The organism is Sphingobium sp. TA15 (assembly GCF_037101235.1).
GTDB lineage: Bacteria > Pseudomonadota > Alphaproteobacteria > Sphingomonadales > Sphingomonadaceae > Sphingobium > Sphingobium indicum.
This window is the reverse complement of the sequence record NZ_AP025355.1, coordinates 3410630-3422279: the sequence shown is the minus strand read 5'-3', so window position 1 is coordinate 3422279 and position 11650 is coordinate 3410630. Positions and strand designations below refer to the sequence as shown.

At 64.5% G+C, this 11650-nt stretch carries 8 protein-coding genes and 1 tRNA gene; 6 read left to right on the top strand and 3 right to left on the bottom strand.

Translation table 11 applies throughout. The features are described 5' to 3' along the window. Positions 1–15 precede the first annotated feature (15 nt). The 3 genes from Sj15T_RS16785 to Sj15T_RS16775 are packed head-to-tail and all read left to right on the top strand — an operon-like array spanning position 16 to position 4674. Positions 16–1350, top strand: coding sequence for a TolC family protein (locus tag Sj15T_RS16785; protein ID WP_338756155.1), 1335 nt, complete (start codon positions 16–18; stop codon positions 1348–1350). Then, entirely contained in the window at positions 1343–3490 is a 2148-nt protein-coding gene (locus Sj15T_RS16780; protein WP_013039221.1) for a type I secretion system permease/ATPase, read from the top strand. The genes Sj15T_RS16785 and Sj15T_RS16780 overlap by 8 nt, the downstream gene beginning before the upstream one ends. Then, positions 3487–4674 carry an HlyD family type I secretion periplasmic adaptor subunit gene (locus Sj15T_RS16775; RefSeq protein ID WP_013039220.1) on the top strand — a complete coding sequence of 396 codons (1188 nt, stop codon included), beginning with the start codon at positions 3487–3489 and terminating at the stop codon, positions 4672–4674. The genes Sj15T_RS16780 and Sj15T_RS16775 overlap by 4 nt, the downstream gene beginning before the upstream one ends. A 166-nt stretch (positions 4675–4840) precedes the next feature. On the opposite strand, the gene Sj15T_RS16770 is transcribed toward Sj15T_RS16775, so the two are convergent. Together Sj15T_RS16770 and Sj15T_RS16765 are read right to left on the bottom strand one after the other, a co-directional pair. Further along, entirely contained in the window at positions 4841–5116 is a 276-nt protein-coding gene (locus Sj15T_RS16770; protein ID WP_253720708.1) for a tyrosine-type recombinase/integrase, read from the bottom strand. Between the two features lie 256 nt (positions 5117–5372). After that, positions 5373–5462 (bottom strand) — tRNA-Ser (locus Sj15T_RS16765). Positions 5463–5585: 123 nt separating this feature from the next. Between Sj15T_RS16765 and hspQ the strand changes: the two genes are divergently transcribed. The 3 genes from hspQ (at position 5586) to Sj15T_RS16750 (ending at position 8742) form a co-directional block, all read left to right on the top strand. After that, complete coding sequence (hspQ, locus tag Sj15T_RS16760) at positions 5586–5957, top strand: heat shock protein HspQ (RefSeq protein WP_007688595.1); 372 nt, start codon at positions 5586–5588, stop codon at positions 5955–5957. Then, on the top strand, positions 5914–6696 hold the full coding sequence (locus Sj15T_RS16755; protein WP_013039218.1) for a GDSL-type esterase/lipase family protein: 783 nt from the start codon (positions 5914–5916) through the stop codon (positions 6694–6696). The genes hspQ and Sj15T_RS16755 overlap by 44 nt, the downstream gene beginning before the upstream one ends. A gap of 78 nt (positions 6697–6774) precedes the next feature. Beyond that, the gene (locus Sj15T_RS16750) at positions 6775–8742 is read left to right on the top strand and encodes an oligopeptide transporter, OPT family (RefSeq protein ID WP_013039217.1); all 1968 of its coding nucleotides are present in this window, start codon (positions 6775–6777) and stop codon (positions 8740–8742) included. Between the two features lie 125 nt (positions 8743–8867). Here Sj15T_RS16750 and Sj15T_RS16745 read toward each other — a convergent pair whose 3' ends face one another. Then, positions 8868–11513: a M1 family metallopeptidase gene (locus Sj15T_RS16745; RefSeq protein ID WP_013039216.1), complete on the bottom strand. Its 2646-nt coding sequence runs from the start codon at positions 11511–11513 to the stop codon at positions 8868–8870. Positions 11514–11650: the final 137 nt, after the last annotated feature.

The window sequence follows — 11650 nt, the reverse complement described above, 5'->3', positions numbered from 1 at the left end:
ATGACAAGGAGAAGCATGAAAAACGGTGCATGGCGTGCCAGCGCGCCCTTACTGTCGATGATGGCGGGACTGCCGGCTGCGGCGCAGGTCGCGCAGCCCTCTGTCGAGGACGTAGGCCAGGCCAGCATCGACATTGCTGGCGCCGTTGCGATGACGCTGGCCAGGCATCCGGAGATCGCGCGATCCAATGCGGCACTTGCGCGCGGTCAGGCCGATCTGGGCGCGGCCAAAAGCGCCTGGACGCCGCAATTGACCTATCAGGCCAATCTGGGGCCGAACATGTTTTCCCGATCAAGCGGTTCGGGGCTTAACGACAATATGGCCGGGCCCAGCCTCTATTTGCAGCAGCGCATATGGGATTTCGGTCGGGCGAAGGGGGAGATCGGCTATGCCCGCTCGACCGAGGAGCAGCGTCGGTATGAACTGGAATCGGTAGCGGATCAGCTTGCCGAACAGGCCGCTCTCGCCTTCCTCCAGGTGAAGCGGTTCGAGCTGCTTGGGCGGGAGGCCGCAAGACAGGTCGAGGCGCTGGAGCATCTGCGTGAATTGATCGGCCTTCGCGTCGATGCCGGGATTTCCGACAAATCCGACCTGATGCTTGCCAATGTTCGCGTGGACAGTGCGCGCGGGGATGCAATCCTGGCGGAATCGTCCCTCATCACCGCCCGCGCCGCGCTTGCCAATCTGACCGGGGCGATGCCGACTGTTTATCAGGACCCGAACCCGCAGATCACCCGCTTCGGCGCAGCCGAGGAAGAGCCCGACTTTGCCTCTCTTCCGGCCATCGTCGCTGCGGACAAGGCCGAACAGGCCGCCGCCGCGCGAGTCGGCCAGGCCAAGGCGGAGCGCTACCCCCAACTGGGACTGCAACTGGGCTATACGCGCAACAACTACACATATAATGAGAGAAACAACGCCTTTTCGGCCCTCGTCACCGTCACAGGCGACCTCTACAAGCGCGGAACCCGTTATCAGGTCCGCGCGGCGGAGGAAGAACGCCGTGCCGCCCGATCAGCGCGCGACTCCGTGCTGCTGGATGCGCGAGGCCGGGCGCTGACGGCCCGGCAGGAAATACGCGGCGGTGCGTTGCGCATCGAAGCCTTCAGCCATCAGGAAAAGCAGGCGGAGGAAGCAAGCCGCATCTTCTTCGAGGAGTATAAGCTCGGCAAGCGCACCCTGACCGAATTGCTCAACACCCAGCTGGAAATCTATCGCGCGGCCAGCGCTCGCATCGTCGCCGAATATGACGTGCTGGCGGCGCGCATTCGTTTTGAAAATGTCCGTGGAACGTTGCGGCCCTCGCTCGGCCTTCCCGCGCGCCTGACCGAAGGAGAGGAAGAGCATGGCTGATTTCTCCGACGTCTCCGACAATCCCTGGGTCAGCGCCATTGCCAGACTGGCCACTCTGAAAGGCGTGCAGGTAACGAGCAGCGAGTTGATGACGCGGCTATACTGGTCGCCCGATGCCGACATGGAGCAGCTTCTGGTGCACGCCGCGCGCCTGTCCGGCATCCGCTTCGAAATCATCCAGATGGCGATCGACACGATCCCGGCCATGCTGCTGCCCGCCATTGTCGAACTACGCGACGGCCGGTCGGTGCTGCTCCTCTCGCGGGACGGGGACAGCGCCCGGATCACGATGCCCGCGCTTCGCCGCGATGCGCCGACGGACATATCGCTTGCCGAATTGCAGGTGCAGGCTACCGGCCGGATCGGCTTTGTCGAACCGCTTTCCACCAAATCGCGCGATGCCCGTCTTGACGAATTTCTGCGCAAGCCCAGCCGGTCGTGGCTCTGGGATGTGATCATGGGCGACAGGCGCGGCTATGGTGAGGTGATGATTGGATCACTGGTCGGCAACCTGCTGACTTTTGCCACATCGCTATTCGCGATGCAGGTATGGGACCGCGTGATTCCGGCGCAATCTCTGCCGACGCTCTGGGTGCTGGCGTTGGGTGCCGGCATGGCGCTGCTGCTTGAATTGATGCTGCGGACCGCCCGTGTCCAGCTCGTCGACCGGATCGGCCGCAGGGCGGACCTGGAGATCAGCGCGCGCGTCTTCGCCCGTGCCCTCGACATCCGCAACGACGCACGTCCGCGCTCGACCGGCGCCCTCATCACCCAGCTGCGCGACATCGAACAGGTGCGGGAGATGCTGACTTCAACCACCGTTGGGGCGTTGATCGATTTGCCCTTCATCATCCTGTTCCTGGCGCTGTTCACCCTCCTCGCAGGTCCTTTGACCTTCGTTCTGATCGGCGCGGCGGCGCTGATCGTCGTTCCGGGCATCCTGCTACAGCGGCCGCTGGCGCGCCTGGCTGGCGAAGGAATGCGCGAAGCGGCGCTTCGCAACGCCATATTGGTCGAATCCATAGAGCGCATCGATGAAATCAAGGCCGCCCAGGCCGAACCCCGTTTCCAGTCCATGTGGGAAAGGCTGACGCTCGCCAATACCAGGGTCGGCGCGGAGCAACGCTTCGTCGCCGCATTCTTCACCAATTGGACGCAGACGCTCCAGCAACTGGCCTATACCGTCGTGATCCTGGCCGGTGCCTTCCGCGTGATGAGCGGCGACATGACCATGGGCGCGGTCATCGCCTGCTCCATCCTCACCAGTCGCGCTCTCGTGCTGTTCGTGCCTTTTGGCCAGATCTTCACCCGCTGGCAGAATGCCAAGGTGGCACTGGCGGGACTGGATGACCTGCTTGCCAAGCCCGTCGATCACGACCCCGAACAGGGCCTGCTGCGCCGAAGCGGCCTGCGCGGTCATTATGAGGCAAGGGATCTGCGATTTGCCTATGATCCCGAATCCGCTCCCGCGCTGACGATCGACCGGCTGACGATCAGTGCCGGGGAACGGGTCGCCCTGCTGGGGCGGATCGGCGCGGGCAAATCGACGCTCCTGCGGCTGCTGGCGGGCCTTGCCCGTCCTACCGGCGGCGACCTGCTGCTGGACGGCACCGCCATGACATTGATCAATCCCGTCGATGTCAGGCGCGACACCGGTTATCTTGGCCAGGGCGCGCAACTGTTCCTGGGCACCATTCGGGAAAATCTGTTGATCGGAGCGCCGGGCGCGACTGACGACCAGATATTGGAGGCCCTGCGCGTGAGCGGGGGGCTGCCCCTGCTGCAAAGCCAGCCCAAGGGACTGGACCTGTTACTGCAGGAGGGCGGCGCAGGCCTTTCCGGCGGACAGCGGCAGACCTTGCTGCTGGCGCGCGTTCTGCTGCGCAACAGCAACATCCTGCTGCTCGACGAGCCGACGGCCCCGCTCGACGAGATCAGCGAGCGTAACCTCGTCGCCCAGCTGGGCGCCTGGCTGGTCGGCCGCACCCTGATTGTCACCACCAATCGTCCCGGCCTGCTGGAACTGGTCGACCGCATCATCGTCATCGATGGCGGCCGGGTCACGGTGGACGGCCCGAAGACGCGGGTTCTGGCACAGTTGCAAAGACCGCCTGTATCGCGGGCGGAGCAAAATCGATGACCGCCAACATCTATGCCCGCATCGATCCGCAAAAGGAAAGCCGCTGGCTCCGCCTGATCGGTAGCCTGCGCATCATTCCGCTGGTGTCGGCAGGGGTCATCGCCTTTTTCATCTGGAGCTATTTCGGCGTTCTGGACGAGGTTGCCGTGGGCCCGGGCAAGGTCACGCCGCCATCCCGTTCGCAGGTGATACAAAGTCTGGAAGGCGGCATCGTCAACGGCATATTCGTCCATGAAGGCGACATAGTGAAGCCGCGTCAGCAACTTGCGACGCTGGATCGCGCGCGCTTCAGCTCGATGCTCGGCGAAGCGGAGGCGAAGGCGCGCGCGCTGGAAGCCGCGGCCGCCCGGCTGGAGGCGGAAATCAATGGCGGCATGCCGCGCTTCAGTGCGGATGTGCAGGCCCTCCCCGCGCTTGTCGCGCGCGAAATGCAGCTCCTCCGGTCCCGCCGCGAAAATCTGGAGGTTGCCACTGCCAGTCTGCGTCAGTCACTTGCCCTGACGCGGCGGCAACTGGCGATGACGGAGCCGCTCGTGGATCTGGGCGCCGCGAACCGGGTCGAAATCATCCAGCTTCAGCGGCAGGAGAATGAGCTGCAGGCCAAGCTCGATTCCCTGCGCAACCAATATGTGATCGACGCCAACGCGGAATATGCCAAGACCCGGTCCGAACTCGATGTCATCGACCAGGTCATCGGCGGACGCCGCGATCAGCTTAACCGCACCCGGTTGATCTCGCCGGTGCGCGGCATCGTCAAGAATCTGGAGGTCACGACAATTGGCGGCGTCATCCAGCCTGGCGGATCCCTGATGGAGATCGTTCCGCTGGAGGATGAACTGCTTGTCGAGGCGCGCATCAGCCCCCGCGACATTGCCTTCATCCGCCCCGGCCAGCCGGCCACGGTCAAGATCACCGCCTATGACCCATCCATCTATGGCACGCTGGACGGGACGGTAGATCGCATCTCCCCGGACACCTTGCAGGACGAGGTCAACCGCGAGCAGGTCTATTATCGCGTCTATGTCCGTACGCGCCACTCCAGCTTGCGCACGAAAGACGGGCGCGAACATGCAATCATGCCGGGCATGGTCGCCAATGTCGAAATCCGCACGGGACGCAAGACGGTGCTTCAATATCTGCTGAAGCCCATCAACAAAGCGAAGGAAGCCATGCGAGAGCGTTAGGTCCCTCCGAGCTACTGTCCGCTCGGCACTGTATCGAAGACAAATCTCTGAGCTCATCCGATTGCAACCGCGCGAGAACAAATGAATGTGTGTCCCGATTTATTTCGGCCGCCATGCAGGAGGTGCATTCGAGGAGATGTCCGCTTCAGCTGACGTGAACTCAAAGCTAACGGCAAGAAGTGGCGCTTGGTCGCTTGTCTGCTTCGACCAACACGATCGACCGCTTCCGGCTTGTCCGAAGGATAGCGAGTGCCGGGGCTGACAAGGGAATGACATGCTCGCGCGCTGCCTTCATGCGCGCAGCTGGGATCGTCCAGAGCCTCTCCTCCAGGTCGAATTCTTCCCACACCGCTCCGCGCACCTCACCCGATCGCACGGCAGTCAGGATGGCAAAGCACAGCGCTAACCTACTGAAGGATTCCCGCTCGGCTAGCTTGACCATGAAGGCCGGCACCTTCGCATAGGGCATGGCCGCGAAATGCCCCTCCTTCCTGGGTTGACGGGGGAGCCCCCTTGGTGATCGCCCGCATCGGCGCCTCGCTCTCGCGGTAGCCCGAGGCATAGGCCCAATCGAATATGGTGCCGATCCGCTGACGGACCCGCCGCCGTCTCCGGCTTGGCAAGTCTCCGGCTTGGCAAGCCAGATGTCGGAGAGCAGATTGCGATCATCGGGCCACGGATGGGGAAGAAAAGCTAGGTGGCGGAGAGGGAGGGATTCGAACCCTCGGTACCGTTGCCGGCACGCCGCATTTCGAGTGCGGTGCATTCGACCACTCTGCCACCTCTCCGCAGAAGGGTCCGGCGCGCGCCGTCCCGGTCGAGCGGCGGCCATTAGCGAATGATTCCTACCTTGCCAAGCAGCGGCGAGCATTTTTCTTGTTTCGCAACGCAACCATCCTAAATTGCATCATATGAACGACATGATTCAGATTTTCGGACCCGATGTTACCGCCCCGCCGATCGTCCACGCCCGCTTCAGCCTCGGCGATGTGGTGCAACATCGCCTCTTCGGTTTTCGCGGCGTGGTGTTCGATATAGATCCGGTCTTCGCCAATACCGAAGAATGGTACCAAGCCATTCCCGAGGAGGTCCGGCCGGACAAGCACCAGCCCTTCTACCACCTGCTCGCCGAAAATGGCGAAAGCAGCTATGTCGCCTATGTCAGCCAGCAGAATCTGGTCGCGGACGACAGCGAGGAGCCTGTCGACCATCCCGCCATCTCCGGCATGTTCGGCACCTATGCGAACGGCAAATATCAACTCCGTCCGCTGCATCGGCATTAAGGTCGCGTCCGCGCTGCTCGGCCTTGGCCTGCTGATCGGGCCGGGCGGCGCGTTGCGGGCAGCGGAGCCGCAGATCCCGGCGCCCACTATTCCGGCGCCCAGGATCAACGCCGATCCCGCCTTCCCCTTTTCCCGGGAGATCGAGGCCTTCGCCAAGGCCAATGAGGCGGGGCCGGCGGTCGCCGACGCCACGCTGTTCCTGGGCAGTTCCAGCATCCGCCTGTGGGACATTGGCGGGAGCTTCCCCGACATCGGCACGGTCAATCGCGGCTTTGGCGGCGCGACCACGCCCGACGTGCTGCATTATTACAAGCGCCTGCTGCCCAGGGCGAAGCCGCGCTCCATCCTGGTCTATGTCGGGGAAAATGATCTGGCGGCGGGCGCATCGCCGGGCGAGGTCGCCAACAATGTCCTGACCCTGCTGAGGCAACTCCGCACCGATTATCCCAAGGCGCATATCGCCTATCTGTCGCTGAAGCCCAGTCCGATCCGCTGGACGCTCTGGCCGAAGATGGCGGCGGTCAACATGACGGTGGCGGCGCGGTCGCGGGTGACGCGCTTCGATTATCTGGACGTCGGCCGCGTGCTGCTGGCGGCCGACGGCCTGCCCGACGCGTCGCTGTTCCGGCCCGACGGGCTGCACATGAACCCGCGCGGCTATATGCTCTGGACCCAATTGGTGGACGCTTATCTGGACGAGGCCGTCGCCGCCGAGCGCAAGCCGGTTTCCCCTTCCTGACACTTTCCGATTGATCCACGCGCAAGCAACATTATTACCAGACATCGATAAAACAGCCGCAGCCAAGGGGACAGACAAGTGACAGGTGATTCGGCCAGGGCGGCCCCGATGGCGGAGCTGACGCTTCGCGGCGTGATATTGGGCGCGCTCATCACATTGCTGTTCACGGCGGCGAACGTCTATCTGGGGCTGAAGATCGGCCTGACCTTTGCCACGTCGATCCCCGCCGCCGTGATATCCATGGCGGTGCTGCGGCTGTTTGCGACCGGCACGATCCTGGAAAACAACATCGTCCAGACCATCGCGTCGGCGGCGGGCACCTTGTCCGCGATCATCTTCGTGCTGCCGGGGCTGGTCATCATCGGCTGGTGGCAGGGCTTTCCCTATTGGCTCTCCGCCTTCACCATCGCGCTGGGCGGCATATTGGGCGTCATGTATTCGGTGCCGCTGCGCCGGGCGCTGGTGACGGGATCGGACCTGCCCTATCCCGAAGGCGTGGCCGCCGCCGAAGTGCTGAAGGTCGGCGCAGGCTCCCGCGAGGGGCTGGAGGAGAATAAGCGCGGGCTGGCCGCCATCGTCGCCAGTTCGGTCGCCGCCGCCGCCTTCTCCGTCCTCGCCAAGACGAAGCTGATCGCGGAGGAAGCCGCGACCTTTTTCAAATTCGGCGCGGGCGCGACGAGCGTCTCCACCAGCTTTTCCATGGCGCTGATCGGCGTCGGCCATCTGGTCGGCCTGTCGGTGGGCGTGGCCATGTTCTTCGGCCTGCTGATAAGCTGGGTCGGGCTGGTGCCCTATCTCACCGCGCCGCTGCCTTCGGGCGCGGACCTTTCGGAGATCGTCGGCGCCACCTTCCGCATGAAGGCCCGCTTCATCGGCGCGGGCACCATCGGCGTCGCGGCGATCTGGACGTTGCTCAAGATCCTTGGCCCCATCGTCAGCGGCATCCGGTCCGCCCTCGCCGCCGCCAAGGTGCGAAAGGGCGGCAATGCCGGGCTGCTGGAACTGACCGAGCGCGACCTGCCCATCGGCATCGTCGGCGGCACCATTCTCGCCTCTCTGATCCCCATCGCCATCCTGCTGTGGCTGTTCGCGCAGGGCGGGCCGATCGCGGCCAATCCGGTGCCGATCATCGGCCTGACGCTGGCCTATATATTGGTCGCGGGCATCGTGATCGCGTCGGTCTGCGGCTATATGGCGGGCCTGATCGGGGCGTCGAACAGCCCGATTTCCGGCGTCGGCATCCTTGCGGTGCTGGGCGCTTCGCTGATCCTGGCCGCGATCTACGGGTCGGGCGGCGATCCGAAGCAGGCCCAGGCGCTGATCGCCTATGCGCTGTTCACGACCGCCATTATCTTTGGGATCGCGACCATTTCCAACGATAATTTGCAGGATCTGAAGACCGGCCAGTTGGTCGGCGCGACCCCCTGGAAGCAGCAGGTCGCGCTGGTGCTGGGCGTGATCTTCGGCGCGCTGGTGATCCCGCCGGTGCTGGACCTGCTCAACAGCGCCTTCGGTTTCGCGGGCGCGCCGGGCGCCAAGGAGACCGCCCTGCCCGCCCCGCAGGCGGCGCTGATTTCGGCGCTGGCGAAGGGCGTGCTGGGCGGCGATCTCGACTGGGGCCTGATCGGCTTCGGCGCGGGCATCGGCGTGGTCGTCGTCGCCATCGACGAACTGCTGGGCAAGGCTGGCAAGCTGCGCCTGCCGCCGCTGGCCGTGGGCATGGGCATCTACCTGCCGATGGCGCTGACCTTGCTGATCCCGGTTGGCGCGGTGATCGGGCATGTCTACAACCGCTGGGCGCTGCGCCAGTCCAACCCCGAATTCGCCGAGCGCATGGGCGTGCTGATGGCGACCGGCTTCATCGTGGGGGAGAGCCTGTTCGGCGTGGCCTTCGCTGGGATGGTCGCGGCGACCGACAGCGATGCGCCGCTGGCGCTGGTGGCGGAAAATGGCTGGGCGGTGCCCTTGTCGATCCTTGCCTTCTTCGGGGTGATTGCGGCGCTGTACAGGCGGCTGCGGCGTTGGGCGAGCGCGCCGTTGGGGTAAGGAAAAGGGGGAAGGAGCGCGACCTGTGCTGCTTCCCCTCCACCATGCTTCGCATGGTCCCCCTCCCCACGCTTCGCGTAGGGAGGAATGAGAAAGGGCGGTGGATCACTCCACCGCCCCTCCCTTTACCTGGAGGCGAACCAGGCGGTCAGCGCGGGTTTCAGCCGCGCCCGCGTCTCGATCCGCGTCTTGATCGCGGCGATGGAGCGGTCCACCACCTTGCGCGATTCGGGCGTCAGATATTGGGTCGCATAGGCGTCGAGCTTCGTCGCCATCGCCGGATCGGCCGAATTGCCGCCCAGCCGCGCAATCGCCTGGGACCGCGCCGACACATCGATCATCGCTTCATATTGCTGGCGATGCGCCAGCACATAGTCCACCGCTAGCATCGAATGCTCCCCACCAACGGCGGAGATGATCGCCGCGCTGGTGGTCTTGCCCGGCTCGTCGGTCATGGCGAGGTCGAGCGCCTTCTTCGCCAGCGCTTCATCCTTGGCGACGCCCAGCAGCGCGAAGACCGTGCTCTTTTCCAGGTCCGACTTCGCGCCGTTGGCCATGGCGCGCAGCTTGTCCCAGGTCGCGGCGTCGGCATTTTCAGCGATGATGCGCAGCCAGACATTGCGCAGCGGCCCGTCGAGCGCCGCCGGATTGGACGCCAGCGCGGCGAAGCGCTTGTTCGCCTCCGCCACCACGGCCTTGTCGCCCATGCCGCCCAGGGTCGAGACGAGCGCCGAGCGCAGCACCGGCACCTGCGGATTTTCGCCCGGCTTGGCGTCGAAACCGACCGTCGCCAGCACCGGGCTCAGTTTTTTGGAGGCATAGGCCGCGACCCGCGCCTGCGCCGCCTTGTCGCTTTCCAACATGGTGTGGGCGCTGTCGAGATAGTCCGGCACCTCCGCCAGCACGGCGGGGCTGGCGTCGGCGGGCACGGCGTCCACCAGGTCGAGCGCCAGGCCCATGGGCTGATAGCCGCCCAGGCCAAGCTGGAAATTATCCGCCAGCAGGCCGATCTGGTCCATGGAGGCGAGCTTCGTAAAGTCCTTCGCCAGCGCCTTCACATTCGCTTCCGGATAGAGCGAGCGATAATAGCCGGTCTGGCCCGCATTGATGACATAGGCGCCGCAACCCGGCAGCGTGACCTGCGCGGAGCCGTTGAGGATCAGGCGCTGCTGCGCGCCGCCAACGGTCTGCGCCATGACGGGCACATTCCATTTGAGCGGCGTCTTGTCCTTGCGGTCGCGGCTGAATTCGCCCTGGCTGAGCGACAGCAGGGTCGAACCGCCCTGGCATTGGGCGCTGTCCACCTTCACCAGCGGAATGCCCGGCTGGCTGGTGAAATCATGGGCGATGCCCACCACGCCCTTCGCGCCCGCGCCCTCGACCGCCTTCCACAGGTCGTCGGTCACGGTGTTGCCATAGGCGTGCTGCTTCATATAGGCGCGGATGCCCGAACGCCACGCATCCTCCCCGGCAAAGCCCTCCAGCATGGTGATGACCGCCTCGCCCTTTTCATAGGTGATGTCGTCGAACGCCTGATTCACTTCATCGACGGTGTGGATCTTCTGAAGGATCGGGTGGGTGGTCGCCAGCGAATCCAGGCTCATCGCCCGCTCGCGGCCGTTGACGCGGCTGAGCAGCATTTCCCATTCCGGGTTCAGCTTGTCGGTGACCTTGGTCGCCATCCAGCTTGCGAAGCCTTCGTTCAGCCAGAGATCGTCCCACCAGGCCATGGTGACGAGATCGCCGAACCATTGATGCGCCATTTCATGCGCGACGATGGAATAGATGGTCCGCCGCGTGCTTTCCGACGTGAAGCGCGGATCGACCAGCAGGGCGCGTTCGAAGGTGAAGATCGCGCCCCAATTTTCCATGGCGGAGAAGAACTGGCTCTGGCCCGGCCCGGCGACATTGTCGAGCTTCGGCAGCGGGAAGGGGACGCCGAAATAGTCGTTATAATGGGGCAGGATCGCTGCCGAGGCGTCCAATGCCAGTTGCGCCTTGCCGGTATTCCCCTTGCCGGTAATCACGCCGACTTCGGTCGCGCCGGACATTTTCGTTGCGCGCTCCAGCTCGCCCAGGCCGAAGAAGAGCAGGTAGGAGGACATTTTGGGGCTGGTGCCGAACGTCACCAGCTTTTTGCCCGATCCGGCGTCGGCGCTGCTCTTGACCGGCATGTTGCTGACGGCAAGCTGGTCGGCGGGGATGACGGCGGAAAGGTCGAAGGTCGCCTTGTAGCTCGGCTCGTCGAAGCTGGGGACGAAGCGGCGGGCGTCGGGCGCCTCGAACTGGGTGAAGAGGGCGCGCTTCGCCTTGCCGTCATTGTCGCTATAGTCGAGCGCGAACAGGCCGTTCGCCTGGGTGTTGATGATGCCCGCATAGTCGATGGCGAGCGTGTAGCTGCCCGGCTGGACCGGCTTGCCGAAATCGAAGGTCACGGTCTGGGCGTCGGCGTCGATTTTGGCGCTTCCCTTGATCGCCTTGCCCTTGGCCGGGGTCAGGGTGACGTTGCTCACGGTCAGGTCGGCGGCGTTCAGCACCAGCGCGGGCATGGCCTGCGCCACGGCGAGGTCGATCTTCACCTTACCCGTGAACTTCAGGTTCGCCGCGTCGGGCGTGACGGTGATGGCATAATGGCTGGGCGCGGCGCCGCGGGGCAATTGGGTGGTGACGCCCGCGGCTGGCCCGGCAGCCGCCGTCTGCGCCAGCGCCGGCATCGCCATCGCAAGAGGCGCGGCCGCCAGCATCAGCGGAAGTATCTTCGAAAAGGACATGGGGTTCGCAACTCCGACAGGTTGGAACGGCACGGCTGAAGACGCGCGCCAGGATGACAGGGGGATCGGCTGTTTCGGCCTGCCGGTCAAGCCGGGCGCCCCGCCGCCGATGTCGTTGGTCGAATCTTGTTGTTCGT

What these genes read in the sequence shown, in the direction of transcription:
- Sj15T_RS16770 (WP_253720708.1), bottom strand. Translation starts at nt 5,116, where the DNA reads ATGGTCAAGCTAGCCGAGCGGGAATCCTTCAGTAGGTTAGCGCTGTGC.
- Sj15T_RS16780 (WP_013039221.1), top strand. Translation starts at nt 1,343, where the DNA reads ATGGCTGATTTCTCCGACGTCTCCGACAATCCCTGGGTCAGCGCCATT.
- Sj15T_RS16785 (WP_338756155.1), top strand. Translation starts at nt 16, where the DNA reads ATGAAAAACGGTGCATGGCGTGCCAGCGCGCCCTTACTGTCGATGATG.
- Sj15T_RS16745 (WP_013039216.1), bottom strand. Translation starts at nt 11,513, where the DNA reads ATGTCCTTTTCGAAGATACTTCCGCTGATGCTGGCGGCCGCGCCTCTT.
- hspQ (WP_007688595.1), top strand. Translation starts at nt 5,586, where the DNA reads ATGAACGACATGATTCAGATTTTCGGACCCGATGTTACCGCCCCGCCG.
- Sj15T_RS16755 (WP_013039218.1), top strand. Translation starts at nt 5,914, where the DNA reads ATGCGAACGGCAAATATCAACTCCGTCCGCTGCATCGGCATTAAGGTC.
- Sj15T_RS16775 (WP_013039220.1), top strand. Translation starts at nt 3,487, where the DNA reads ATGACCGCCAACATCTATGCCCGCATCGATCCGCAAAAGGAAAGCCGC.